This window comes from Nocardia puris (assembly GCF_003315035.1).
Classification (GTDB): Bacteria; Actinomycetota; Actinomycetes; order Mycobacteriales; family Mycobacteriaceae; genus Nocardia; species Nocardia puris.
In genome coordinates this window covers 356,976-380,741 of the sequence record NZ_QNRE01000003.1, presented here as the reverse complement: position 1 = coordinate 380,741, position 23,766 = coordinate 356,976, and the positions used below count along the sequence as shown (strand labels likewise).

Genomic DNA, 23,766 nt, shown 5'->3' with positions numbered 1-23,766 from the left:
TTTCTCCGCGGGGATGTCAGCGGCGCTCGAGGCCGGACAGTTGGCGAGCGAGCTTGCGCCGGAATACGGGCAGCCGCCCGGCCAGGCTCACGAGGAGGTTGCGCGCGGGCCGCTTGCCCGCCGACGCGGTCGCGAGCTTCGTGAGCCTGCTCGCCAACCCGACCACCTGTTCGGCGACGGCGCGACGGGCGGTGGCGTGCGCGTCGAGCAGCTGGTCGTCCGCGCCGCCGAGCACCCGAGAGAGGTTGTCGCCGAGGGTTATCGCGTCCTCGATGCCGAGGTTCATGCCCTGGCCGCCCGCGGGGGAGTGCACGTGCGCGGCGTCGCCCGCCAGCAGGACGCGTCCGGCGCGGAACGATGCGGCCACGCGGTGGTGCACGCGGAACCGCGAACTCCAGACGACCTCCTCGACCACCACGGGATTCGCTTCCGGCCCGCGCTGGTCCAGCAGCCGCTGGACGAACGCGGCGCCGGGTTCGCGCGGCGCGTCCTCGACGGTGGCAACGACGCGGAACATGTTGTCCGGCAACGCCGCCAGCACCACCAGCCCGGCCGGTGAGAAGTAGAGGATCACCTCGTCGGCCGGCACGCCGCCGGAGAGCCGGACGTCGGCCAGTACGAACGAATCGGCGTAGGTGCCGCCGGTGAACTCGATCCCGGCCTGCTCCCGGACGGTGCTGTGCATGCCGTCCGCGCCGATGAGGTAGCGCGCCGTGACCTGGTGCCCGTCCTGGAAGGTGGCGGTCACCGAGGTGGCGTCCTGCGTGACCGCGGTGACGGTCGCCGGTCGAATCACCTTGCCGCCCAACTCTTCCAGCCGCGCCAGCAGGAACGCCTCGGTGTCGGCCTGGGAGATCATCAGCGTGTAGGGGTAGGCGGTCGGCAGGTTGTCGAACGGCACCTCGACCAGCACGCGGTCGCGGTCGCGAATGGTGAAGGTGGGGATGTGTACGCCCCGCGCGACCAGTGCGGGCGTGACCCCGTAGGGCTCGAGCAGTTCGAGGGTGTGCGGGTGGATCACGGCCGCGCGCGAGGTGTTCGCGCCCTCGGCCTGGTTGTCCACGATCGTGACGTCGTGGCCGCGCCGGACGAGTGCGAGTGCGGCGGCGAGTCCGACCGGGCCCGCCCCGACGATCAGTACCTCCGTGGTGGTGGGAATCATGACCACTCCTTTGTCAACAATCGTTGGCCAACATCTGTTGACTTACGGTAGACCCGCGCCGCTGGCTATGTCAACAGTTGTTGGCCTACACTCGTTGACATGAGGCGATCAGCGGAAGAGACGAAGGCGGTCATCCTGGCGGCGGCACGCGAACGGTTCGCGGCCGACGGGTACGACCGGGCAACCATCCGTGCCATCGCCAAGGACGCGGCGATCGATCCCGCGATGGTGATGCGCTACTTCGGCAACAAGGAGGGGCTGTTCGCGGCGGCCGTGGACTTCGACCTAGAGCTGCCCGATCTATCGGATGTGCCGCGCGAGCGTCTCGGCGAGACCGTCGCCCGCCACTTCGTGGAGCGGTGGGAGCGCGACGAGGCGCTGATCATCCTGTTGCGCGCCGGCGTGGTCGACGAGTCGGTCGCCGAGCGCATGCGCACGATCTTCGCCGCGCAGCTCGCACCCGTCGTGACGAAGCTGGACCCGGACCCGCGCTCGGCGCCGATCCGCGCGGGACTGGCGGCGTCTCAGATCCTGGGGATGGCGCTGTGCCGGTACGTGCTCGCGTTCCCGCCGCTGGCGGGGATGGATCGGCAGCAGGTCGTGGAGTGGATCGCGCCGACCGTGCAGACGTACCTGACGGCCGAGGTCGATGTGGTGGATGGTGTGGTCGTCAGGCCGTCGCGCGCGCCCAGTACCGCTTCGCCCACCGGCGCAACGACGGACTGACCAGCAGCGCGGGCAGCAACACCACGGAGCCGAGCAGCATCCCGACCATCAGCACCCCGGTGAGCAGTTCGCCGAGGGCTTGCACGGTCGCGGGCAGCGCGAACAGCACCGCGGCCACGGCCAGCGCTATCGCGGCGGGATAGTGGCCCGCCTCGGCGAGAATCGCGGCGGCCGTGCCGAAGGCGACGGCGAAGACCAGGCCGATGACGCCGACCAGGAAGTTGTCCCACGCCAGGCGGGACCGGCGATGTGTTGCCACCGTGGGGAGCCTAGTGGGATCCGCCGGCGGCGCGGCGATTTCGGCGGAATCCGGCTCAGCGCGCGTCGGGCGGGCGCGGCCAGGGATTCTCCTCGAGCTGTTCGATCGACCCGTTGAACCGGGCGATGAGCCCGCTGAGCTGGGCGATGTCGTCATCGCTCCAGTCCGAGACCACGGTGCCGATGTTCGTCCGGCTGAGCGCGCGGTCCGCGGCGAGCTGCGCCAGCCCTTCCGCGCTGGCGCGCAGCTTGCGCGCGATACCGCCGTCGGGATCGGAAACCCGTTCCACCAGGCCCTGTTTGAGCATCGCGCCGACCTGGCGGTTGATGGTGGAGATGTCCAGGCGGAAGGCGTCGGCGAGTTCGCGCAGGCTGAGCGGGCTGTCGATCTCGAGCCGGGTGAGGATCAGGAACGCCGAACGGTCCAGCCGGAAGCCGGGGCGGCGCAGGACGGAGGCGGGGAAATGGCGCGAGAACAGCGTCAGCTCGAAGGCGAGGCGCGCCAGCGCGGTGGGGTCCCGGTCGGACATGGCGTCCACTATGTCGCGCCCGTCACGCGCGCACCAAATTGTGGCCCATACACATGATGTGTACCGTACACATTCATGTCTCTCGCAGCCGACGCGGCCGCCACGGCCACCGGGGCGACGCCCACACGCCGCCCGTCGCCCGGACTGCTGATCGCCACGCTCGGCACCGTCGGTGTCGTCGTCTCGCTGATGCAGACGCTGGTCATCCCGATCATCCCGGTGCTGCCGTCCCTGCTCGACACCTCGGCGGCCAACGCGTCCTGGGTGATCACCGCGACGCTGCTGGCGGGCGCGGTGTTCACCCCGATCAGCGGCCGGCTCGGCGATATGTACGGCAAGCGGCGCGTGCTGCTGATCAACCTGCTCTTCCTGATCACGGGCTCGGTGATCTGCGCGAGCTTCTCCGCGCTGGCGCCCGCCGTCGCGGGGCGCGCGTTGCAGGGCGCGGCGGTCGGGGCGATCCCGCTCGGCATCAGCATCATGCGCGACGAATTGCCGCCCGAGCGCGTCGGTTCGGCGATGGCGATCATGAGCGCGACGCTGGGCGTCGGCGGCGCGATCGGCCTGCCGGTGGCCGCGCTGATCGCGCAGAACGCCGACTGGCACGTGCTGTTCTGGGCGGCCGCGGGCATGGGTGTGCTGTGCGCGGCGCTGGTGTTCGCGTTCGTGCCGGAGTCGCCGGTGCGCACGCCCGCGCGTTTCGACTTCTTCGGCGCGATCGGGTTGTCCATAGCGCTGCTCGCGCTGCTGGTCGGCATCACCAAAGGCGTGGACTGGGGTTGGTCCAGCGCCTCGATTCTGACGCTGTTCACGGTGTCGGTGGTGGTGTTCCTCGGCTGGGGCTACTACGAATTGCGCAGGGCGGCACCACTTGTCGACCTGCGGGTGTCGGCGCGCCCCCGGGTGCTGTTCACCAATCTCGCGTCGATCGCGGTCGGCTTCTCGCTCTATGGCATGTCGCTGACGTTCCCGCAGTTGCTGATGGCTCCGGAGGAGACCGGGTACGGGTTCGGGTTGTCGATGGTGCAGGCCGGCCTCGCGCTGGCCCCGGGCGGCGTGGTGATGATGCTGCTCTCCCCGGTGTCGGCGCGGTTGTCGGCGGCGCGCGGGCCGAAGGTCACGCTCATGCTCGGCGCGGCGGTGATCGGCGTCGGCTATCTGTGCGCGGTGCTGCTGATGAACAGCGTCTGGGAGATCGTGCTGGCCGGCGTGATCGTCGCGGGCGGCGTCGGCCTGGCCTTCGCCGCCATGCCCGCCCTGATCATGGGCGCGGTGCCGATCACCGAGACCGCCGCCGCCAACGGGCTCAACTCGCTCATGCGCTCCATCGGCACCTCCACCTCGGCCGCCGTGATGAGCGTGGTGCTCGCCCACATGACCGTCTCGCTCGGCGCGCACGTGCTGCCCTCGCGCGACGGGTTCCACACCACCTTCTACATCGCGGTGGCGGCGTCGATCGTGGCCATCGTGCTCACCGCGTGCATCCCGATGGGCAAGAAGGACACCTGATCTCGCCGGGCGGGAACCGATCGGCCCGCCCGTTCGTCCTAGTCTTCGAGTGGGTCGCACGCGGACCCGCCAGGCAGAACGGGGGAGCGGGATGTCCACACGAATGCGCGCGGGGCTGTGGTCCGCGCTGGCGCTCGCCGTCGTGGCCGGGGTGGTCGCGGTGGCCGTCGGCTGGTGGCTGATCGGGTCCGACCGTCCGGCGGTGGTGGGGGAGAGCCCGTCGTCGTTTCCGGCGCTCGACCGGTCCGCGCTGGACTCGTCGCAATCCGCGCTGGTCGAGGTGCTGGAACGCGAGTACGCCGATCCCGGCGCGGGCACCGAATACGCCGAGGGCGTGGAGGAACCGTGGTGCGCCGATTTCGTGAGCTGGGTGATGCGCGAGGCGGGGCGCCCGCTGGCCAACCCGCATTCGGGGTCGTGGCGCATCCCGGGCGTCTACACGCTCCAGGAGTACTACCAGGCCCAGGGCAGATTCGTCCCGATCGGGGCCGACTACCAGCCGCGCACCGGTGACGTGCTGCTCTACGGGCCGGACAGCCAGTTCACCCAGCACACCAATATCGTGCTCGCGGCGTCCGGGGGTGAGGTCACCACCATCGGCGGCAACGAGTTCGGCGAGGTGCGCCTGCACCGGTTCACGCTGTCGCAGGTGCGCGACGTGGTCGGCATCGGCCGGTTCTGAGCGCCGAAACCCTGGTCTTTCAGCCGGAATTCCGGTCCGCGAGCCCTCCTCGGGACGTCGCGCCGGTCGTACTATGGAGGGTGGTGGCGCCCGGCAGCGCTGCCGTATGGGCCCTGTCCTGCTACCCCCTCATCAGCAGGACAGGGCCCCGCCGCTGCCACCGAGCCGTCGATCTCGTCGCGTACCGTGTCGGGTGTCCGTTGAAAGGTGAGGGTTTCGGAACTCTGATGCAGCCGACCGGAGAAACGACGAACGATCCGCGCTGGATCGACTACGCCGAGTTCGGCGAACGCTTCGTCACCCACGCGGTGACCGAGGAGCGCATCGTGGCCGCGGTGTCGGGCATGGCCGGGCGCGGGATGACGATCGGGCCGTTCAACCTGGGCCCCGCCGGGCTCGCGGGATTCGTGGCCGAGGGCAAGGTGGGCGAGCCGAAGGTGCTGCGCCACGATCCGCACGTCGTCTTCCAGGTCACGGTCCCGCTCACGCTCGCGGTGAAAGTGCTGCTCGGCGGGCGCAAACTGCGCCTGGCCGCGGTGGTCGAGATCGATCTGACCCTGCACGCGCGCACCGCCGACCCGCTGCTGATCGTCATCGACATCCCGCCGCTGACCACCCGCGACGTGAGTTTCGTGCTGCGCGCCCAGGCAGTGGAGGCGGCCTGGGAGTGGCTGCTCGAGCCGATCGCGGGGATGGTCCAGCGCGAGGTGGCCAACCGGGTGAACGCGATCCTGGCCGAACCGCAGGTCCGCAGCGGGCGCGTGTTCGACGTGGAGGCCATCATCGACGGCGTCGAATCCACCCACCACGAGCGGGCGGAGTTCACCTGGATCGACTATGGCGAGTTCGGCCACCGGTTCTTCGAGCGCATCGTCACCCGCGACCGCGTGTTCGACGTGCTGGAGAAGATGACCGGCCGTCCCATCGAGGTGGGGCCGCTGCGCACCGGGCCGAAGAACCGGGCCACCGTCACGGTGCAGGGCGCGATCGAGCGGCCGGTGCTGGTCGACCGCGACGCGGGCGAACACGTCGGCTTCGACCTGACACTGCCGGTGGGCCTGGACATCACGGTGCAGGTGTTCAAGGCCAACAAGTACCGCGCGGAGGTCGACATCCCGTTGCGGCTGACGGCGCGGGCGGCCGATCCGCTGCTCATCGTCATCGACGTCGTACCGCCCGATCCGGCGGATCTGACACTCGAGTACAAAGCACACGGCATGCGCGCCGCCACGCTCGGCGCGATCGCCGGAATCCGCAAGCAAGTGGTGGCCCAGGTGGCCGAGGTGGTGCGCGGCGAACTCGCCGACAGCTCCGGCCGGACCATCGATGTGGCGGCCCGGATGGACGGCCTCGCCTGACCCGTCCGTGACCCGTGTGACGAATGGGATGAGAGTGCCCGATGGGTCTGGCGGTTCCCCTGTGATTGTGGTGAAATGAGTCCACGTTCGAGGCTCCCGGCGCGCGCACGAGCCTTGGGGAAGGTGCGCCGGGCACGCTGCCAGCCGATGGGGGTTGCGCGAAGGAGTCCTGCGATGCGTTCTTCAGATCTGTCCCGGCGCAAGCTGTTCGCCTACACCGCCGCGGCCGCCGCCGTCGGCATCACGGCGACCGCCGGCCGGGCCTCGGCCGCCTCGCTCGGCACCCTCATCGACTATTCCGGCGGCGTCCCGTCGGCCACCGCCATCCGCGACGCCGGGCATCTCGGCGTCATTCGCTATGTCTCCGATCGGCGCCCCGGCGCGGAATGGATGGCGGGTAAACCCTTGCGCGCGAACGAGGTCGAAGCGCTCAACGAAGCCGGCCTGAAAATTGTCTCGTGCTATCAATTCGGAAAGGGCCCGACGGCCGATTGGCGCGGCGGATTGGAAGCCGGTAAGAAGCACGCCGAACGCGGATTGGAATTGCATCTGGCCGCGGGCGGACCGGAGGATCGGCCCATCTACGCCTCCATCGACGACAACCCGACGGCCGTCGAATTCGCGACCATGATCGCGCCGTATCTGCTGGGCTGGGAGGCGGTGCTCGGCAAGCGGAACGTGGGCGTCTACGCCAACACTCCCACCATCGACCTGGCCCGCGCCGCCGGGCTGGGTTCCTGGTTCTGGCAGCACAATTGGGGCACGCCCAAGGGCTATGTGCACCCGGCCGCGCACCTGCACCAATTCGAGATCGACAAGCGCGCCATCGACGGCATCGGCATCGATCTCAACAACATCCTGAAGCCCGAATACGGGCAGTGGTGAATCCCTAGGTCTGGCAGTGGCAGGCCGGGTCGACCCGCAGGTCCGGCTCGTCGTCGGGCACCACGCGCAGCGTCGGCCGGGTGTCGGGGGCGTCGTGGTTGCCCAGCCAGGACAGCAGTGACCAGCGCGAAAGCCCCGACAGCGCCGACCCCAGGCTGACGAACGAGCCCGAGGAGATCACCGAGGCGAACGAGCCCACCGAGCCGATCGACAGCACCGAGCCCACGCTGCCGATGGACAGGATCGAGTAGGCCGAGCCGATGGACAGGATCGAGCCTTCCGACCGGATCGAGAGGATCGATCGGTGCGAATGCCTGCTCCGGACGGAGCGGCCGGACCGGACCTGACGTGCGACAGTGGCCATGGTCTCGGTCTACCACACCGCCTCGGGGGTCGTGGCCGATCCGCCGGGATTCGGGCGCAGCGTGTCGGGCCGGGACACGACGAAGCCCGGCGGTCGCGGTGACCACCGGGCTCCGAGGTGCGATCAGGCGACGGTGAAGAACCCGAGCGTCGGCAGGAACGAGCAGGTCCGCGGCTCGGCGTCGTCGGCCTGCGTGGTCAGCGAACCGCCGACGACGGCGACGACGCGGCCGGAGCCGGTGTTCGCGATGGCCGAGAGGGTGGCCGGGCCGTCGGGGTTGATCTTGGCCTCGTCGGTCAGCGCCTGGACGCCCGTCTGGCGGGTGTCGAGGTTGAGCCACTGCACGGTCATCGGCGGGTTCTGCACGGCCGTGGGCTTTTTGGTGCCCAGCGCGGTGAACACGAAACCGGTCTGACCCGCGGCGGGGCCGGGCGGCGGCAGGGTGGCCGGGCCGGGCACGGCGAGTGCGGTGCCCACCGAGTCGGCGGTCGGGCTGATGCAGCCGCGGCCGATGGTCGGGTACAGGAACTGCGCGATGGCCGGGCCGTCCTGCGGTGGGATGTCCGGACCGCCGCCGCCACTGCCGTCGAGGAACGTGATGATCCGCTCCAGGGTGGCCTTGATCTGCGGCGGCAGGTTCAGGGTGGCCAGCAGCGCGCGGGCTTGATCGAGGATCGCGGCCTGCGGGCCCTCGGCGATATCGGCCGGACCGGCGATCGCGCCGACGATGGCGGGGGTGAGCGCGGCGATCGCGTCCACCGGGACGCCCTCGGGCACCATCGGAACGCTGGGAACCGCGGCGGGGGCGGGCGCCGGTGCCGCTACTGCGGTCGGCATGGCGAGCGAAGCGCTCGCCGCCAGGGCGAGTGCGGTCAAGGCGATCCGCGATCCTCGGGTGCGAAGCACTGGTCTAGCCGTCCTTACCTCGGGTACATCTGGGCAATGGGGGGTGAAAACCCATTGTTTCGTGGGTCACTCTAAGGACAACGCCCACGAGTTGTACAGCGGGCGCGGTTCTCACGTAGTGCGGTGGACGATCAGTGTTATCAGAAGGTAGCGCGCCGTGCTGTTACTGGTGTGAAAGTTGATGCAAATGTTACCGGTGATGCGATGCCTGCGCGGGGGCGATCGGGCGCTGCCGCTAATCTAGTCCCAGCATTCGGCACAGCGCCGACACCCCCGACATCGGCGGGTCGCCGCGGCGGCGCGGCCCTCCCCGACGCGAAAGCCCGCGATTTGAACCGAGACCGCGCCCGGTCGGACCACCGTCCGGCCGTCCTGCTGCGCTGGGCGGTGCTGCTGCTCGGGGTGTCCGTGCTGGCCCGGTTGCTGTGGATGCTGGTCTCGCCCAACGGGATGAACCTGGTCGATCTGCACGTCTACGTCGACGGGTCCGCGGCGCTGCTCACCGATCGCCTCTACGACTTCACCTACGCGGAGAAGACGCCGGACTTCCCGCTGCCGTTCACCTACCCGCCGTTCGCGGCGCTGGTCTTCTTCCCCCTGCACTACCTGCCCTTCACGGTGATAGCCATCGGATGGCTGCTGGCCATCGTGGCGGCGCTGTTCGGCGTGGTGTGGATCGCGCTGGAACTGCTCGTCGGCCGCGAGCGGATGCGCGAGACGCCGTGGCGGGTGGCGGCCGTCGGCTGGACGACGGTCGGCGTGTGGATGGAACCGGTGCGCACCACCATGGACTACGGACAGGTCAACGTGTTCCTGGTGCTCGGCGCGATGCTCGCGGTGCGCAGCACGCGCTGGTGGATCGCGGGCGGACTCGTGGGCGTCATCGCGGGCATCAAACTCACCCCGGCCATCACCGGCCTGTACTTCGTGGCGCGGCGGCGCTGGGGCACCGCGGTGTGGTCGGCGGTGGTGTTCGGCGCGACGGTCGGCGTGAGCTACCTGATCAACGATCACGAGGCCACCCGCTACTTCGGCACGCTGCTCGGCGACGCCGACCGCATCGGCCCGGTCGGCTCGGTGTGGAATCAGTCGCTGCGCGGGGCGCTCAGCCGCGTCCTCGGCTACGACGTGGAGTCGGGCCCGGTGTGGATCGGCGCGGTGCTGGTGGTGGCCGCGCTGGCGTGGTTCGCCTGGCGCGCGCTCGGCCCCGACGACCGGCTGGGCACGCTGCTGCTGGTGCAGCTGTTCGGCCTGATGGTCTCGCCGATCTCGTGGTCGCACCACTGGGTGTGGCTGCTGCCGACCGTGCTGTGGCTGGTCTACGGACCGCTGCGCGACGCCCCGGGCGCGCGGTTGCTGGCCGGCTACTGGTTGGTGACCACGCTGATCGGCGTGCCGTGGGTGCTCTCGTTCTTCCAGCCGACGATCTGGGAGATCTCGCGGCCGGGACTGCTGGCCTGGCTCGGCGCGGTCGACGTGGCGGGCGTGCTGGTGTTCCTCGTCTGGGTGATCGTGATGGGCCCGCGCCGCGCCGAACCCGCCGGGTCGCCCCGCGTGACGCTGCGGCGGCGGTCCCCGGCGGAGCCGGCCGAGCCCGTTCAGTCCGGCCGCGCGGCCAGCTGATCTATCTCGCGCGCGAGGGCGAAATCACGCGCCGTGAGCCCGCCCGCGGAATGGGTGGACAGCGTGAAAGTCACTTTGCGCCAGCGGATATCGATATCGGGATGGTGATCGGCGGCCTCGGCCGCCGCGGCGACGGCGCGCACCAGATCGATGCCCGCGAGAAAGGTGGGTGCCTGGACCGTGCGGCTGATGCTCGCGCCCGCGCGCGTCCATTCGGGGACCGTGGCCAGCCCCTCGGCGATGTCGGATTCGGATAGGAGCGCCATACCTCGGTTCTACCCCCGTTTGCCGGGCGTGCACCGGGTTCGGCGAAAGTCAGGCCGCACGGGCCTGCTTCAGTGCCTTCTTCAGGTCTTTGCCCTTCACCCCGGCGGCTTCCTGCTTCTTCATCCGCATGATCACAACCGGGCATTTCAGGCAGCGCGTCTTCTTCCGACAGCACTTCTTCTTCGGTTTCAGCTTCGAAACCTTGCTCGCCTTCACCTTGCCCACAGTTGGTTACCGTACCCTTACTCGAACGCCTGACTCCCGGGGGGAGTTCGGTTGCCGGTAGTGTGTAGCTGGCCGCGATGCCCGGTGCGTCTTTCATTGTCCACCTGTTTGCAGGGGTCGGCCGGCACCAACGCGCGGTGCGAGCTATGGACCCGGAGGCAGCGGCCTGCGCCGGTGCGAAGGGTCCCGGGCTCGCCCGCCCAACGAACACCGAAACAGCAGGAGGATCCAGGCGTGTCGTCTGCACGCGATTTCCGCAACGTCGCCATCGTGGCCCACGTGGACCACGGCAAGACGACGCTCGTCGACGCCATGCTGCGCCAATCCGGCGCTTTCGCGGAGCGGGCCGAGCCCGTCGACCGCGTGATGGACTCCGGCGATCTCGAACGCGAGAAGGGCATCACCATTCTCGCCAAGAACACCGCCGTTCACCGGCACCACCCCGACGGTTCGGTCACCGTCATCAACGTCATCGACACCCCCGGCCACGCCGACTTCGGCGGCGAGGTCGAGCGCGGCCTGTCCATGGTCGACGGCGTCGTCCTGCTGGTCGACGCGTCCGAGGGCCCGCTGCCGCAGACCCGGTTCGTGCTGCGCAAGGCGCTGGCCGCCTCGCTGCCGGTGATCCTGGTGGTGAACAAGACCGACCGCCCCGACGCCCGCATCGCCGAGGTCGTCGAGGAGAGCCACGATCTGCTGCTCGACCTGGCCTCCGATCTGGACGACGAGGCCGCCGAGGCCGCCGAGCTGGCGCTGGACCTGCCCGTCCTCTATGCCTCCGGCCGCGAGGGCAAGGCCTCCACCGAGGCGCCCGAGAACGGGCAGGCGCCCGACGCCCCGAACCTCGACGCGCTGTTCGACGTGCTGCTGAAGTACGTCCCCGCGCCCAAGGGCGACGCGTCGGCCCCGCTGCAAGCCCACGTCACCAACCTCGACGCCTCGCCGTTCCTGGGCAGGCTCGCGCTGGTCCGCATCCACAACGGCACCCTGCGCAAGGGCCAGAACGTCGCGTGGATGAGCGCCGAGGGCACCAAGAACGTCAAGATCACCGAGCTGCTCACCACCGTCGGCGTCGAGCGCAATCCGGCCGAGGAGGCCGAGGCCGGTGACATCGTCGCCGTCGCGGGCATCCCGGAGATCATGATCGGCGACACCCTCGCCGACGCGGAGAACCCGATCGCGCTGCCGCGCATCACCGTCGACGAGCCCGCCATCTCGGTGACCGTCGGCATCAACACCTCGCCGCTGGCGGGGCGCAACGGCGGCACCAAGCTCACCGCCCGCCTGCTCAAGGCGCGCCTGGACCAGGAGCTCATCGGCAACGTCTCGCTGCGCGTGCTGCCCACCGAGCGCCCCGACACCTGGGAGGTGCAGGGCCGCGGCGAGCTGGCGCTGGCCATCCTGGTGGAGACCATGCGCCGCGAGGGCTTCGAACTCACCGTCGGCAAGCCGCAGGTGGTGACCCGGGTGGTGGACGGCAAGATCCACGAGCCGTTCGAGGAGCTGACCATCGACGTGCCCGAGGAGCACCTCGGCGCCGTCACCCAGCTGCTGGCCGCCCGCAAGGGCAAGATGGTCCAGATGACCAACCACGGTCACGGCTGGGTGCGCATGGAGTTCATCGTGCCCTCGCGCGGGCTCATCGGCTTCCGCACCGACTTCCTCACCGAGACCCGCGGCACCGGCATCGCCAACGCCGTCTCGCACGGGTACGCGCCGTGGGCGGGCGAGATCCGCTCGCGCCACACCGGCTCGCTGGTCTCCGACCGCGCGGGCAGCGTCACCGCTTACGCGATGTTGCAGCTGGCCGACCGCGGCACCTTCTTCGTGGAGCCGGGCGCCGACACCTACGAGGGCATGGTCGTGGGCATCAACCCGCGCGCCGAGGATCTCGACATCAACGTCACCCGCGAGAAGAAGCTGACGAACATGCGCAGCTCCACCGGTGACGTGCTGGAGACCCTGGCCCGGCCGCTGGTGCTCGACCTGGAGGGCGCGCTGGAATTCTGCGCGGGCGACGAATGCGTCGAGGTGGGCCCGGAGGTGGTGCGGGTGCGCAAGGTCATCCTCAACGCCAACGAGCGCGCACGCGAGCTGTCGCGGCGGAAGGCACGGGACCGGGCCGCGTTGTAGAGTGCCGAAGGTGAGCTCGGGGGCAAGACGACGCGCGACGCTGCGCGCACTATCGGTTCTGTTCGCGGCCTCGGTGACGGTGCTCGCCGGGTGCACCGCGAACCCGCCGCCGCCGATCGAGAGCACCGACAGCCCCAAGACCACGCCGGCCAAGCCGACGAAGAACACCGTCGTGGTGGCGATCGACGACATCGGGATCGGGTTCAACCCGCATCTGCGTGCCAATCAGTCGCCCGCCACCTCGGCGGTGAGTTCGATGGTGCTGCCGAGCCCGTTCCGGCCGGTGCCGAGTCCGGCGGTGCCGGGCGCGACGGAGTGGGTGCCCGACACCGCGCTGCTCGAGTCGGCGGAGGTGACCTCCCAGGAGCCGTTCACCGTCACCTACAAGCTGCGCAACCACGCGAACTGGTCCGACGGCGCGCCCATCGCGGCGGAGGACTTCCGCTTCCTGTGGCAGCAGATGGTGACCCAGCCCGGCGTGGCGGACCCGGCGGGCTACCGGCTGATCACCGACGTCGGCTCCTCCGGCGGCGGGAAGACGGTGACCGTGGTGCTCGGCAGGCCGTATCCGGCGTGGCGGGAGCTGTTCGCCAATCTGCTGCCCTCGCATCTGATCAAGGATCAGCCCGGCGGGTTCATGAACGGGCTGGCCGAGGGCATCCCGGTCTCGGGCGGCAACTTCGCGATCAAGTCCGTCGACATCGGCCGCGACGAGATCCTGCTGGAACGCAACGATCGCTACTGGGGTACGCCCGCCGCGCCGGACCAGATCCTGTTGCGGCGCGGCGGAACTCCCGCGCAGCTGGCCGACTCGCTGCGCACCGACGACGCGCAGATGGCGCTGGTGCACGGCGGCATCGCCACGCAGGCCCAACTGGCGGCGATCCCCTCGGTGCGCACGGCGATCATGCCGCAGTCGCGGGAGCTGCAACTGGTGCTCAACGGGCGCGACGCCGATCTGGTCGACGGGCGGGTGCGCCACGGCCTGCTCGCGCTGCTCGATCCGGCGCTGCTGGCGACCGTCGGCGCGCAGACGGGCGGCTGGGTGGAGCCGGTGCGCGCGCAGATCCTCACCCCGTCCGACCCCGGCTATACCGCGACCGCGCCGCCGCGCCCGACCACCGACGAGGCGTTCGCCCTACTGGAGGAGGCCGGTTTCGCGCGGGCGCCGGAGCCGCCGCCGGTGATGTCGCCCACCTCGCCCGCCCCGCAGCCGCGGCCGGTGGCCAAGGACGGGCGGGCGCTCGAGATCCGAATCGGCGCCGTCACCGGTGACGCGACCGCGCTGGCCGTCGCCAACACCGCCGCCGACCAATTGCGCAGCGCCGGTATCAATGCCAGCGTGCGCAGTCTGGACGCCGACGCCCTGTACGGCAAGGAACTCGTCGAAGGCGGCGTGGAGGCGATCGTCGGCTGGGAGGTCGCCGGGACCGATCCCGCGACCGTGCTGGCATCGCGGTTCGGCTGCCCGCCCGTCCCGGTGGGCACCGAGGACGGCGACGATGCGCAGGCCGCGGTGGAAGCGGCGCGGCGTGCGCCGAGCAACCTCTCGGGCGTGTGCGATCCGGTGCTGCAACCCGCCATCGACGCCGCCCTGCACGGCATCGACGTGCCCGCGGCGTTGGGCGCGGCCGAACCGGCGCTGTGGGCGCTGGGGACCGTGCTGCCGATCGTGCAGGACAACGTGGTCGCGGCGGCGGGCCCGCGGGTGGACGGCGCGTCGCTGAGCGGGGCGATCCAGGTCGGCATCTTCGGGGACGCCGCGATGTGGCGCCGCATCCAATGAGCACGGGCGGGATCGTCCTGGTGCACGCGCACCCCGACGACGAATCCATCACCACGGGCGGCACCATCGCGCAGTATCGCCGTCGCGGGGTGCCGGTGACGGTGGTGACTTGCACGCTCGGCGAGGAGGGCGAGGTGATCGGCGAGGAGTGGGCGCAGCTCACCGCCGACCGCGCCGACCAGCTGGGCGGCTACCGGGTGCTGGAACTCACCAGGGCGCTCGACGCGCTGGACGCGGGCCCGCCCCGTTTTCTCGGCGGCGCGGGTCACTGGCGGGATTCGGGGATGGCGGGCACGCCATCGGCGGAGCATCCCCGCGCGTTCGTGCGCTCCGGCGCCGAGGCCGTCGAGGCGCTGACCGAAGTATTGCTGGAACTTCGCCCGCGCGTGGTGATCGGCTACGACCCGAGGGGCGGCTACGGTCATCCCGACCACATCCGCGCGCACGAGGTCACGACCGGAGCGGTCGAGGCGGCCGCCGGACGCGGCTGGGATGTGCCGAAGTTCTACTGGACCGTCACCGACGCCGATCTCCTGCGCGTCCACACCGACACGCTGGCCCGCCGCACCGCCGAAGGGTTGCCGGGCGCGCTGCCCAAGGGCTGGCGGCTGCCTTCGGTGGGCGAACTGGCTTGTGTGCCAAGTCATACGGTGACCACGGTCGTGGAGGTGTCGGACGTGCTGGCCGCCAAGCGCGCGGCGCTGCGGGCCCATGCCACGCAGGTCACGGTGGCGCCGTCGGGGCGGGAGTTCGCGCTGTCCAACGGGGTCGCGCAGCCGGTGCTGCCGGAGGAGCACTACGTGCTGGTGCGCGGCAGGCGCGGTCCGTCCGGGGCGGACGGCCGGGAGCACGACCTGTTTGCCGGTCTTGTCTGAATTGCCGGTTATCCCAGGTCATTACGGGTAGCTGGATATCTGCTGCTAGGCGGCGTGCGGGTAGGGTGCCTTCGTCCACAAGACGACCCGACGCGGAGGAACCCACGCTCCATGACGACAGTCAGCGACCGCAATCACCTCGGCGCCGAGGACGAGGGCTATCACAAGAGCCTCAAACCCCGGCAGCTGCAAATGATCGCCATCGGCGGCGCGATCGGCACGGGCCTGTTCCTCGGCGCGGGCGGGCGCCTCGCCAATGCCGGGCCGGGGCTGTTCCTGGTCTACGCGGTGTGCGGGTTCTTCGCGTTCCTGATCCTGCGGGCCCTCGGTGAGCTGGTGCTGCATCGGCCCTCCTCGGGTTCGTTCGTCTCCTACGCGCGCGAATTCTTCGGGGAGAAGGCCGCTTTCGTCGCGGGGTGGATGTACTTCCTGAACTGGTCCATGACCGGTATCGCCGATACCACCGCGATCGCGCAGTACTTCCACTACTGGTCCGGGTTCACCTCGGTGCCGCAGTGGGTGCTGGCGCTGATCGCGCTGCTCCTCGTGCTCGGCATCAACCTGGTGTCGGTGAAGTGGTTCGGCGAGATGGAGTTCTGGGCGGCGCTGGTGAAGGTGTTCGCGCTCAGCGCCTTCCTCATCATCGGCACCGTCTTCCTGCTCGGCCGGTTCACCGTGCAGGGCGCGCCCACCGGGCCCGAGGTGATCGCCGACCACGGCGGACTGTTCCCGACCGGCGTGCTGCCGCTGGTGGTCGTGGTGTCGGGCGTCGTGTTCGCCTACGCGGCGGTCGAATTGGTGGGCACGGCGGCGGGCGAGACGGAGAATCCGGCGGCGATCATGCCGCGCGCCATCAACGCCGTGATCGTGCGGATCGCGGTGTTCTACGTGGGGTCGCTGGTGCTGCTCGGACTGCTGCTGCCCTACACCGCGTACTCGTCCAAGGAGAGCCCGTTCGTCACGTTCTTCACCGCGCTGGGCGTGCCCGGCATCGGCAGCGTGATGAACATCGTGGTGCTCACGGCCGCGTTCTCCAGCCTCAACGCCGGGCTGTACTCGACGGGGCGCATCCTGCGGTCGATGTCGATGAACGGCAGCGCGCCCAAGTTCACCGGCGTGATGGGCCGCAACGGCGTGCCCTACGGCGGCATCCTGCTGACCAGTCTGATCGCGCTGTTCGGCATCGCGCTCAACGGTGTGGTGCCGGATTCGGCGTTCGAGATCGTGCTGAACATGGCTTCGCTGGGCATCATCGCGTCGTGGGCGACGATCGTGCTGTGTCAGTTGCAGCTGTGGCGGTGGTCGAAGCAGGGGCGCGTCGAGCGGCCCGCGTTCCGGCTGTTCGGCGCGCCGTACACGGGGATCGTCACGCTGGTCTTCCTGTTCTTCGTGGTGGTACTCACGGGGATCGACTATCCGGTCGGCACGTGGACGGTCGCGACGCTGGCGCTGATCGTGCCCGCGTTGATCGTGGGGTGGTTCGTGTGCCGCGGGCGCGTGTTGGCGATCGCGCAGGAACGGCGTGGGTACACGGGTGAGTTCCCGGTGGTGGCGAACCTTCCGGTGGACGGTGACTAGGTCCGGCGGCGGAACGGTCGCCGGATCCGTGCGCCTAGACTGCTGACGTGTACAACTGGCAGCTCCAGGACGCGATCGCGGCCTTCGTGGACAGTCTGCGCCCCGGCGCGCAGCAGCAGCACGAGCTGTACATGTCGGTGCTCCACGCGTTCGCCGACATGCAGAGCCACCTGCTGACCCTCCTCGGCTACCCGCCCGTCTCGTGACCGATCTCGACAAGCGCGCCGCCGCGCCCGCCGAACCCGACGCGGACTGGCCCGCCCCCGTCCGCGCGATCCTGCTGGTGCTGCTCACGCTCAGCGGTGTGTTCACGCTCGCGTTCGAGGTCCTGTACCTGCCGATCTACCTGGGCTCCACCGATCTGCGCACCGGCACCGAGACCCTGGTCGCCGCGCCGCTGGCCGCCCAGGCCGGCCCCGGCGTCTTCGTCTTCCCGATCACCGCTTTGCTCGCCGGCGTCCTGAACGTCGCCCTGGTCGCCGCCGCCCGCACCCTCACCGACAGCCTGCGCGTGGCTCTGCTCCCGGTGGTCGCGTGGACCTTCGCCTTCCTCGCCTGCACCGTCGCCGGACCGGGCGGCGATCTGGTCCTCATGAGCGACTGGCCGACCCTGCTGCTGCTGGTCTGCGGACTCGCGCCGCCGATGGCTTACGTGTACTTCCGCGTCAACGAAGGAACCCTCGCCCCGCGCTGACCTGTCGGGGTTACATCTTCACGCACCGCGTCCGTGACCGCGCTTGCGCCAGTCCGCGACAGTGATTGCCGCACCAGCGCGCCATCGGCGCCCGTGTGTTGCGGAATCGTCCGGGGACACCATCGACCGCATCCGGCTTCGGCAGCGCCGCCAGGCGGCGCCGCCTCGGTCCCAGCCCGCCGTGCATCGCTTCCGGGCATCGCCCGACAGCCCGCCGCGAGATTCGCCGAAACCGCCCGGTGAACAGGATGTGTCGAATATGTTGTATCGAACAACATTCGTTCTCCGGGTCGCTCCCATCTGGGCGTCCCTACTGAAAGGCCCACCATGCGCAAGGGCATCCTGGCCGTTTCGGCCGCCTCGGCCGTCGTTCTCACCTCGCTCACCGGCTGCGGGAGCGACACCGAGTCGAGTGGCGTGGACATCGGCGTCATCCTCCCCGACAGCAAGACCTCGGCGCGCTGGGAAACCGCCGACCGTCAATATCTCGAGCAAGCGTTCGACGAGGCGGGGGTGCGGGCCGACATCCAGAACGCCCAGGGCGACAAGAACGCCTTCCAGACCATCGCCGACCAGATGATCACCAACGGTGCGCGCGTCCTGCTGATCACGAACCTGGACAGCGGCACCGGGAAGGCGGTGATCGACAAGGCGCGATCGCAGGGCGTCACCGTAATCGACTACGACAGAATGACTCTCGGCGGCGGCGCGGAGTACTACGTCTCCTTCGACAACACCCGCGTCGGCAGGCTCCAGGGTGAAGGGCTGGCCCGCTGCCTGTCCGAGCGCAACGCGCAGGCGCCCGTCGTGGCCTACCTCAACGGCGGCCCGACCGACAATAACGCGGCGCTGTTCAAGAGCGGCTACGACGGCGTGCTGGCCCCGAAGTTCTCCTCGGGCGAATACGTGAAGGGCCCCGACCAGGACGTCCCGGAGTGGGACAACACCAAGGCGGGCACCATCTTCGAGCAGATGCTCACCGGCACACCGAATATCGCCGGCGTGGTCGCGGCCAACGACGGGCTCGCCAACGCCGCCATCGCGGTGCTGAAGAAGCAGCGCCTCAACGGCCAGATCCCGGTGACCGGGCAGGACGCCACCGTGCAGGGCTTGCAGAACGTGCTGGCGGGCGACCAGTGCCTCACCGTGTACAAGGCGATCCGCGAGGAGGCGCGGGCGGCGGCGTCGCTGGCCGTCGCGCTGTTCGAGGGCCGCACCGGCGAGACCAACGGCACTGTGCGGGACCCGATTTCGGGATCGGACGTGCCCTCGGTGCTGCTGGAGCCCAAGCCGATCTTCCGCGCCGAGGTCAAGGACGTCGTCGCCGACGGCTTCGTCGACAAGGCGGAACTGTGCCGTGACGAATTCGCGCAGTTGTGCGCCGAGAACGGCATCTGACGAGCCGGCATGTCCCCACTCATCGAATTACGCGGTGTGGACAAGCGTTTCGGCGCGGTCCAGGTATTGCACGGCGTCTGCTTCAGCGCCCACGCGGGGGAGGTGACCGCGCTGGTCGGCGACAACGGCGCGGGTAAATCCACGCTGGTCAAGTGCATCGGCGGCACCCATCCCATCGACGCGGGCGAGTTCCTGTTCGACGGCGTGCCGGTGCACGTGCGCAATCCGCGCGACGCCGCCGCCCTCGGCATCGAGATCGTCTACCAGGACCTGGCGTTGTGCGACAACCTCGACATCGCCGAGAACATGTTCCTCGGCCGGGAGCTGCGCCGCGGCGCGGTGCTGGACGAGTACTCGATGGAGGAGTCGGCGGCGAGCACCCTGTCCTCGCTCGGCGTGCGGACGGTTCGCTCGGTGCGGCAACCGGTTTCGAGCCTGTCGGGCGGGCAGCGCCAGACCGTCGCCATCGCCAAGGCCGTGCTGTGGAACAGCAAGGTGGTGATCCTCGACGAGCCGACGGCGGCGCTCGGCGTCGCGCAGACCCAGCAGGTGCTCGAGCTGGTGCGCAGGCTGGCCGACAAAGGCCTTGCGGTGGTGTTGATCTCGCACAACATGAACGACGTGTTCGCCGTGTCGGACCGGATCGCCGCCCTGTACCTGGGCCGGGTGGCGGCGCAGGTGCGCACCACCGACGTCACGCACGCCCAGGTGGTCGAGTTGATCACCGCGGGGCGCAGCGGGGAACTCGGCCTCGACCAGAACGGAGCGCTGCGATGACGGTAACTGTGCGGGAGCTGCCGCCCTCGTTCGCGCCCGTCGCGGAGACGGCGGGCGCGTATCTGCGCCGGGTGCGCAGCGGCGATATGGGTGCGCTGCCGTCGGTGGTGGCGCTGGTGGTGCTCACGGTGGTGTTCTCCCTCGCGCGGCCCGCGTTTCTCACCGAGGCCAATTTCGCCAACCTGTTCACGCAGGTTGCGGCGGTCGCGGTGATCGCCATGGGCCTGATCTTCGTGCTGTTGCTCGGGGAGATCGACCTGTCGGCGGGCTTCACCTCCGGGGTGTGCGCGGCCGTGCTGGCGACGCTGCTCACCGATCAGGGGTGGCCCTGGTACGCGGCTGTAGCGGTGTCGTTGCTGACCGGTGCGGTGATCGGGTTGACGATCGGCGCGATCGTGGTGCGGGTGGGCGTGCCGTCGTTCGTGGTGACGCTGGCGGCCTTCCTCGCGCTGCAAGGGGTCGTGCTCGAGATCATGGACAACGGCCGCAACATCTCGATCACCGATCAGACCGTCCTGGCGATCGCGAACAAGAACGTGCCACCGGCGCTGGGCTGGCTGCTGTGCGCGGTGCTGGTCGCGGGATTCGCTGTGGTGCAACTGCGTTCGTACCGCGCCCGCACGGCGCGCGGGCTCACCAGCGACACCCTCGCCGTGGTCGGGCTGCGGGTCGCGGCGGTGGCGCTGGTCGCCGGGATCGCGGTGTTCGTGCTCAACCAGGAACGCAGCCGCAATCCGGATCTGAACTCGTTGCGCGGCGTGCCGATCGTGGTCCCGCTGCTCGTGGCGCTGCTGTTGCTGTGGACATTCGTGTTGCGCCGCACGGCATTCGGCAGGCACATCTACGCAGTCGGCGGCAACGCCGAAGCCGCGCGGCGGGCCGGTATCCCGGTGGACCGCATCAAGATCGCCGCGTTCGTGCTGTGCTCGACGATGGCGGCCGTTGGCGGGTTGATCGCGGCCTCGCGCGCCAATTCGGTGGACCCCAACACCGGCGGCAGCGATGTGCTGCTGACCGCCGTCGGCGCGGCTGTCATCGGCGGGACGAGCCTGTTCGGCGGGCGCGGGCGCATGCTCGACGCCGTACTCGGCGCCGCCGTGGTGGCGGTGATCAATAACGGCATGGGCCTGATGGGGTACAGCGCGGGGACGAAATTCATTGTGACAGGATTCGTCCTGCTGCTGGCGGCCGGTGTGGACGCCCTGTCACGCACCCGCGCCGCACCGCAGCGATGACCCGATACGGACGATCGGTGAAGGTCAGGTGAATGCGAGCGGCACCCGCTCCCGACGAGATCCGGCGGCGCAACCTCGCCGTGCTGCTGCGCCATGTGCACCGTGACGGTCCACTGTCGCGGGCGGTGCTCGCCGAGCGGATGGGGTTGAACCGCAGCACGATTCTCGCCCTCACCACCGATCTGGTGGCGGCCGGTCTGGTCAGCGAACAGCTGCCGGGCCAGACCGGCCGCGCGGGTCGCCCCTCGCTGGTGGTGCGCCCGGAATCGGAGCGGGTGTATGTGCTCGCGCTCGATGTGAGCGCCGACCGTCTGGTGGCGGGTCTGGTAGGGCTCGGCGGCACGGTGCTGGGCCGCGCCGAGGCGCCCCGGGGTGACGGGGCGTTCGATCCGGAACAGGTGGCCGGCGCGCTCACCGAGATGGCGCGCGGCTTGATGGCGTCGGTGGCGCCGGGAGCCGAGTGCGTCGGGGTGGGTGTGGCGTTCTGCGGGATGGTGCGCGAGTCCGACGCCGTGGTGCGCTACGGGCCGAACATCGGCTGGACCGACGTGCCGTTCGGCGAATTGCTTTCCGAGCGGCTCGATCTCGGTGTGCGCGTGGCCGTCGGCAATAACGCCAACCTCGGCGCGCTGGCGGAGCGGGAACGCGGGGTCGCCGCGGGCGTGCCGGATCTGCTGTACCTGCACGGCGATATCGGCATCGGCGGCGGAATCATCATGGGCGGCAACCTGCTCGGCGGCCAGGGCGGCTACAGCGGCGAAGTGGGCCACATGATCGTGAACCCGGGCGGGCGGGCCTGCGCGTGCGGTTCCCGCGGGTGCCTCGAGGCCGAGGCGGGCGAACTCGCGCTCATCGCGGCCGCGGGGCGCACCGATCCGCCGGGCGCGGCCGTGGTGGACGCCATCGTGGAGGCCGCCGCCCACGGCGACGTGGCCGCCCGCGACGCGCTGCACCAGGTGGGGGACTGGCTCGGCTACGGCGTCGCCAACCTGGTGAACATCTTCAACCCCGCGATGGTGGTCTTCGGCGGCGTCCTGCGCGGCATCTACCTCGCCTCCGCCGCCCAGGTCCGCAGCCGCCTCGCCACCGACGGCCTGCGCGCCGTCCGCGACGGCGTCCGCCTGCGCACCTCCGCCCTCGCCGGCGACGCCACCCTCATCGGCGCCGCCGAACTGGCCTTCACCCCCCTCCTCGACGACCCCCTCTCCCTCCGCCCGAGCGGGTGAGTCGGCAAGCCGCTCAACGGTTTCCGAGGTGGCCCGGGGTGACGGCGTCGATCAGCGTCCAAGCCTGGTCGACGGGGATGTCGATCACCAGGTAGCGCTTCTTGCCCGCGGCGGTGGCGGCGACGACGGTGGACAGGCCGGCGCGGCGCTGCCAGAAGGTCTGGCGGACGGTCCAGCCGATGACGCCGGGGGATTCGAGGCAGTCGCGGTCGCGGTCGAGGGAGCCGGAGCGGGTGATGAGCCAGGCGGGGCCGGCGGGGGTGCGGGGGAGGACGGCGTGGCCCAGGCCCCGGTAGCGGTCCTCGGCGAGGGCGATCGCGAGGGCGAGGAGGGTGAGGGGGAGCAGCCACCACCAGACGGACAGATCGGTAGTGACGGAGAGGACGAGCACGGCCAGGGCGACGAGGGCCGGCAGGGCGAGGGCGCGGGTGTAGCGGCGGCGGCGCGCGGCGGGGCCGTGTGGGGTGAGGGGGACCGCCATTTGCGGCAGTGCGGGAGAATCGCCCTGTGCGTCCGGCGTTTTCGGAGTGGAGGCCGTCCGGCGCTCGGCGTCGGAGACGTGTGCCGCCGGTTGGGCGGCACGCGGCCCCAGCAACTCCGACAGCGTCCGCTCCACCGCCTCGCGCGGCGCCTGCGGCAGGATCTTCTGGCGCGGATTCTCCCCCACCATGATCGCCTCCAGCTCCGCCGCGCCCGACCAGCGCAACAGCAGCGGCTCGTTCACGGTCGCCCCGCGGAACCGCGCGAGGTCCAACGTGATCTGGCGGGTGGTGAACAGGCCGTGGCGGATGTGCAGGGTGCGTCCGGAATCCACGACGCGCAGCCCGTGATAGGTCGCGAGGTAGCGGGCGCAGGCGGCGAGGCTGACGATCAGCACCACCGCGCCGACCAGCAACCCGATGGCGATCACGATGCCGGTGGCGGCCCGCTCACCGATGTCGTGGGCGGCGTCGGAGTCGAAAACCCTTTCCCCGAGCCCGTATTGGAACGCCAGGCCCACGATCGGCGCCACCACGGCGAACCCGGTGAGCGAAAGCGGCGCGTAGCGCACCCATCCCGGCTCCCAGTGTCCGATCTCGCGACCCTCGGGCTCCGGGCCGGGCGCAGGGCTATCGGAAACCTGTTGCGCACCAGCAGGAACCGCCGTGTGTGCCAGCAACTCGGTGCGCAGCGCGGGCACCACGCGAGCGTCCAGCGCGTCCAGTTCGAATTTCTCCCCGCCCTCGGCCTGCTGACCGGTCCCGATCACCACCACCGACAACCCGAGCGCCCGGTGCAGCAGATCGGATTCGATGTCCACCGACCGGATCCGGCTGCGCGGCACCGACAGCTTCCGGCGCTGCACCAGCCCCGTCCGCAGCTCCACGTGCGTGGGCCCCACCCGGTAGGTGGTGGTGAACCAGCGGGTGAGCGCGAATCCGACGATCGCGATCAGCGGGATCACGCTCCACAGCGGATTGCCGCTGCTGGTGCCGAGGATGACCGAACCGATCAGCACCGGAATGAACTTCACGACCTCGGTCACCGGATGCACCAGCAGCATCCGCTTGTCCAGGCGCGCCCACAGCT

The 23,766-nt window shown here is 70.1% G+C and carries 24 protein-coding genes; 16 read left to right on the top strand and 8 right to left on the bottom strand.

The genetic code is table 11. The features are described 5' to 3' along the window. Window positions 1–16: 16 nt before the first annotated feature. Entirely contained in the window at window positions 17–1,162 is a 1,146-nt protein-coding gene (locus tag DFR74_RS11845; RefSeq protein ID WP_067508489.1) for an FAD-dependent oxidoreductase, read from the bottom strand. Window positions 1,163–1,261: 99 nt separating this feature from the next. On the opposite strand from DFR74_RS11845, the gene DFR74_RS11840 reads away from it, so the two are divergent. Further along, on the top strand, window positions 1,262–1,888 hold the full coding sequence (locus DFR74_RS11840; RefSeq protein WP_084537542.1) for a TetR/AcrR family transcriptional regulator: 627 nt from the start codon (window positions 1,262–1,264) through the stop codon (window positions 1,886–1,888). On the opposite strand, the gene DFR74_RS11835 is transcribed toward DFR74_RS11840, so the two are convergent. Together DFR74_RS11835 and DFR74_RS11830 are read right to left on the bottom strand one after the other, a co-directional pair. Then, window positions 1,833–2,147 carry a hypothetical protein gene (locus DFR74_RS11835; protein WP_067508392.1) on the bottom strand — a complete coding sequence of 105 codons (315 nt, stop codon included), beginning with the start codon at window positions 2,145–2,147 and terminating at the stop codon, window positions 1,833–1,835. The genes DFR74_RS11840 and DFR74_RS11835 overlap by 56 nt on opposite strands. 55 nt (window positions 2,148–2,202) lie before the next feature. Beyond that, window positions 2,203–2,676: a MarR family winged helix-turn-helix transcriptional regulator gene (locus tag DFR74_RS11830; protein ID WP_067508494.1), complete on the bottom strand. Its 474-nt coding sequence runs from the start codon at window positions 2,674–2,676 to the stop codon at window positions 2,203–2,205. A gap of 75 nt (window positions 2,677–2,751) precedes the next feature. Between DFR74_RS11830 and DFR74_RS11825 the strand changes: the two genes are divergently transcribed. The 4 genes from DFR74_RS11825 to DFR74_RS11810 all read left to right on the top strand — a co-directional run bounded on the left by DFR74_RS11825 (window position 2,752) and on the right by DFR74_RS11810 (window position 7,110). Further along, window positions 2,752–4,185 carry an MFS transporter gene (locus DFR74_RS11825; RefSeq protein WP_067508394.1) on the top strand — a complete coding sequence of 478 codons (1,434 nt, stop codon included), beginning with the start codon at window positions 2,752–2,754 and terminating at the stop codon, window positions 4,183–4,185. Between the two features lie 91 nt (window positions 4,186–4,276). Continuing rightward, complete coding sequence (locus DFR74_RS11820) at window positions 4,277–4,867, top strand: CHAP domain-containing protein (RefSeq protein ID WP_067508395.1); 591 nt, start codon at window positions 4,277–4,279, stop codon at window positions 4,865–4,867. Between the two features lie 227 nt (window positions 4,868–5,094). Next, complete coding sequence (locus DFR74_RS11815) at window positions 5,095–6,225, top strand: hypothetical protein (RefSeq protein ID WP_067508396.1); 1,131 nt, start codon at window positions 5,095–5,097, stop codon at window positions 6,223–6,225. Between the two features lie 174 nt (window positions 6,226–6,399). Further along, on the top strand, window positions 6,400–7,110 hold the full coding sequence (locus tag DFR74_RS11810; protein ID WP_067508397.1) for a DUF1906 domain-containing protein: 711 nt from the start codon (window positions 6,400–6,402) through the stop codon (window positions 7,108–7,110). A gap of 4 nt (window positions 7,111–7,114) precedes the next feature. On the opposite strand, the gene DFR74_RS11805 is transcribed toward DFR74_RS11810, so the two are convergent. Together DFR74_RS11805 and DFR74_RS11800 are read right to left on the bottom strand one after the other, a co-directional pair. Beyond that, window positions 7,115–7,474 carry a hypothetical protein gene (locus DFR74_RS11805; protein ID WP_067508399.1) on the bottom strand — a complete coding sequence of 120 codons (360 nt, stop codon included), beginning with the start codon at window positions 7,472–7,474 and terminating at the stop codon, window positions 7,115–7,117. 123 nt (window positions 7,475–7,597) lie between these two features. Further along, window positions 7,598–8,380: an Rv1157c family protein gene (locus tag DFR74_RS11800; protein WP_067508401.1), complete on the bottom strand. Its 783-nt coding sequence runs from the start codon at window positions 8,378–8,380 to the stop codon at window positions 7,598–7,600. 330 nt (window positions 8,381–8,710) lie between these two features. On the opposite strand from DFR74_RS11800, the gene DFR74_RS11795 reads away from it, so the two are divergent. Continuing rightward, window positions 8,711–10,003, top strand: coding sequence for a mannosyltransferase (locus DFR74_RS11795; protein WP_228789040.1), 1,293 nt, complete (start codon window positions 8,711–8,713; stop codon window positions 10,001–10,003). On the opposite strand, the gene DFR74_RS11790 is transcribed toward DFR74_RS11795, so the two are convergent. Beyond that, window positions 9,979–10,269 (bottom strand): 4a-hydroxytetrahydrobiopterin dehydratase, encoded by a 291-nt coding sequence (locus DFR74_RS11790; RefSeq protein WP_067508403.1) that lies wholly within the window; start codon window positions 10,267–10,269, stop codon window positions 9,979–9,981. The genes DFR74_RS11795 and DFR74_RS11790 overlap by 25 nt on opposite strands. 49 nt (window positions 10,270–10,318) lie before the next feature. Next, on the bottom strand, window positions 10,319–10,495 hold the full coding sequence (locus tag DFR74_RS35910; protein WP_170160738.1) for a hypothetical protein: 177 nt from the start codon (window positions 10,493–10,495) through the stop codon (window positions 10,319–10,321). A gap of 234 nt (window positions 10,496–10,729) precedes the next feature. Here DFR74_RS35910 and typA point away from each other — a divergent pair, with 234 nt between their 5' ends. The 10 genes from typA to DFR74_RS11745 all read left to right on the top strand — a co-directional run bounded on the left by typA (window position 10,730) and on the right by DFR74_RS11745 (window position 22,197). After that, complete coding sequence (gene typA / locus DFR74_RS11785; RefSeq protein ID WP_067508406.1) at window positions 10,730–12,628, top strand: translational GTPase TypA; 1,899 nt, start codon at window positions 10,730–10,732, stop codon at window positions 12,626–12,628. 1 nt (window position 12,629) lies between these two features. Then, window positions 12,630–14,414 carry an ABC transporter family substrate-binding protein gene (locus DFR74_RS11780; protein WP_113975076.1) on the top strand — a complete coding sequence of 595 codons (1,785 nt, stop codon included), beginning with the start codon at window positions 12,630–12,632 and terminating at the stop codon, window positions 14,412–14,414. Continuing rightward, on the top strand, window positions 14,411–15,289 hold the full coding sequence (mshB, locus tag DFR74_RS11775; protein ID WP_067508408.1) for an N-acetyl-1-D-myo-inositol-2-amino-2-deoxy-alpha-D-glucopyranoside deacetylase: 879 nt from the start codon (window positions 14,411–14,413) through the stop codon (window positions 15,287–15,289). Before DFR74_RS11780 ends, mshB begins: the two co-directional genes overlap by 4 nt. Before the next feature lie 111 nt (window positions 15,290–15,400). After that, entirely contained in the window at window positions 15,401–16,867 is a 1,467-nt protein-coding gene (locus DFR74_RS11770; protein ID WP_067508410.1) for an amino acid permease, read from the top strand. Between the two features lie 47 nt (window positions 16,868–16,914). Beyond that, the gene (locus DFR74_RS35905) at window positions 16,915–17,073 is read left to right on the top strand and encodes a hypothetical protein (RefSeq protein ID WP_170160737.1); all 159 of its coding nucleotides are present in this window, start codon (window positions 16,915–16,917) and stop codon (window positions 17,071–17,073) included. Then, entirely contained in the window at window positions 17,070–17,561 is a 492-nt protein-coding gene (locus tag DFR74_RS11765; RefSeq protein WP_067508412.1) for a hypothetical protein, read from the top strand. Before DFR74_RS35905 ends, DFR74_RS11765 begins: the two co-directional genes overlap by 4 nt. Window positions 17,562–17,888: 327 nt before the next feature. Continuing rightward, complete coding sequence (locus DFR74_RS11760) at window positions 17,889–18,959, top strand: sugar ABC transporter substrate-binding protein (protein WP_067508414.1); 1,071 nt, start codon at window positions 17,889–17,891, stop codon at window positions 18,957–18,959. Window positions 18,960–18,968: 9 nt separating this feature from the next. Continuing rightward, window positions 18,969–19,736: an ATP-binding cassette domain-containing protein gene (locus DFR74_RS11755; protein ID WP_067508416.1), complete on the top strand. Its 768-nt coding sequence runs from the start codon at window positions 18,969–18,971 to the stop codon at window positions 19,734–19,736. Further along, entirely contained in the window at window positions 19,733–20,971 is a 1,239-nt protein-coding gene (locus tag DFR74_RS11750) for a sugar ABC transporter permease (protein WP_067508418.1), read from the top strand. The genes DFR74_RS11755 and DFR74_RS11750 overlap by 4 nt, the downstream gene beginning before the upstream one ends. 32 nt (window positions 20,972–21,003) lie before the next feature. Continuing rightward, on the top strand, window positions 21,004–22,197 hold the full coding sequence (locus tag DFR74_RS11745; protein ID WP_067508420.1) for an ROK family transcriptional regulator: 1,194 nt from the start codon (window positions 21,004–21,006) through the stop codon (window positions 22,195–22,197). Between the two features lie 13 nt (window positions 22,198–22,210). Here the strand turns inward: DFR74_RS11745 and DFR74_RS11740 are convergent, their stop codons facing one another. Continuing rightward, window positions 22,211–23,740 (bottom strand): PH domain-containing protein, encoded by a 1,530-nt coding sequence (locus DFR74_RS11740; RefSeq protein ID WP_084537547.1) that lies wholly within the window; start codon window positions 23,738–23,740, stop codon window positions 22,211–22,213. Window positions 23,741–23,766 lie beyond the last annotated feature (26 nt).

What these genes read in the sequence shown, in the direction of transcription:
- DFR74_RS11845 (WP_067508489.1), bottom strand. Translation starts at nt 1,162, where the DNA reads ATGATTCCCACCACCACGGAGGTACTGATCGTCGGGGCGGGCCCGGTC.
- DFR74_RS11840 (WP_084537542.1), top strand. Translation starts at nt 1,262, where the DNA reads ATGAGGCGATCAGCGGAAGAGACGAAGGCGGTCATCCTGGCGGCGGCA.
- DFR74_RS11830 (WP_067508494.1), bottom strand. Translation starts at nt 2,676, where the DNA reads ATGTCCGACCGGGACCCCACCGCGCTGGCGCGCCTCGCCTTCGAGCTG.
- DFR74_RS11825 (WP_067508394.1), top strand. Translation starts at nt 2,752, where the DNA reads ATGTCTCTCGCAGCCGACGCGGCCGCCACGGCCACCGGGGCGACGCCC.
- DFR74_RS11820 (WP_067508395.1), top strand. Translation starts at nt 4,277, where the DNA reads ATGTCCACACGAATGCGCGCGGGGCTGTGGTCCGCGCTGGCGCTCGCC.
- DFR74_RS11815 (WP_067508396.1), top strand. Translation starts at nt 5,095, where the DNA reads ATGCAGCCGACCGGAGAAACGACGAACGATCCGCGCTGGATCGACTAC.
- DFR74_RS11810 (WP_067508397.1), top strand. Translation starts at nt 6,400, where the DNA reads ATGCGTTCTTCAGATCTGTCCCGGCGCAAGCTGTTCGCCTACACCGCC.
- DFR74_RS11805 (WP_067508399.1), bottom strand. Translation starts at nt 7,474, where the DNA reads ATGGCCACTGTCGCACGTCAGGTCCGGTCCGGCCGCTCCGTCCGGAGC.
- DFR74_RS11790 (WP_067508403.1), bottom strand. Translation starts at nt 10,269, where the DNA reads ATGGCGCTCCTATCCGAATCCGACATCGCCGAGGGGCTGGCCACGGTC.
- mshB (WP_067508408.1), top strand. Translation starts at nt 14,411, where the DNA reads ATGAGCACGGGCGGGATCGTCCTGGTGCACGCGCACCCCGACGACGAA.
- DFR74_RS11770 (WP_067508410.1), top strand. Translation starts at nt 15,401, where the DNA reads ATGACGACAGTCAGCGACCGCAATCACCTCGGCGCCGAGGACGAGGGC.
- DFR74_RS11760 (WP_067508414.1), top strand. Translation starts at nt 17,889, where the DNA reads ATGCGCAAGGGCATCCTGGCCGTTTCGGCCGCCTCGGCCGTCGTTCTC.
- DFR74_RS11755 (WP_067508416.1), top strand. Translation starts at nt 18,969, where the DNA reads ATGTCCCCACTCATCGAATTACGCGGTGTGGACAAGCGTTTCGGCGCG.
- DFR74_RS11750 (WP_067508418.1), top strand. Translation starts at nt 19,733, where the DNA reads ATGACGGTAACTGTGCGGGAGCTGCCGCCCTCGTTCGCGCCCGTCGCG.
- DFR74_RS11745 (WP_067508420.1), top strand. Translation starts at nt 21,004, where the DNA reads ATGCGAGCGGCACCCGCTCCCGACGAGATCCGGCGGCGCAACCTCGCC.
- DFR74_RS11740 (WP_084537547.1), bottom strand. Translation starts at nt 23,740, where the DNA reads ATGCTGCTGGTGCATCCGGTGACCGAGGTCGTGAAGTTCATTCCGGTG.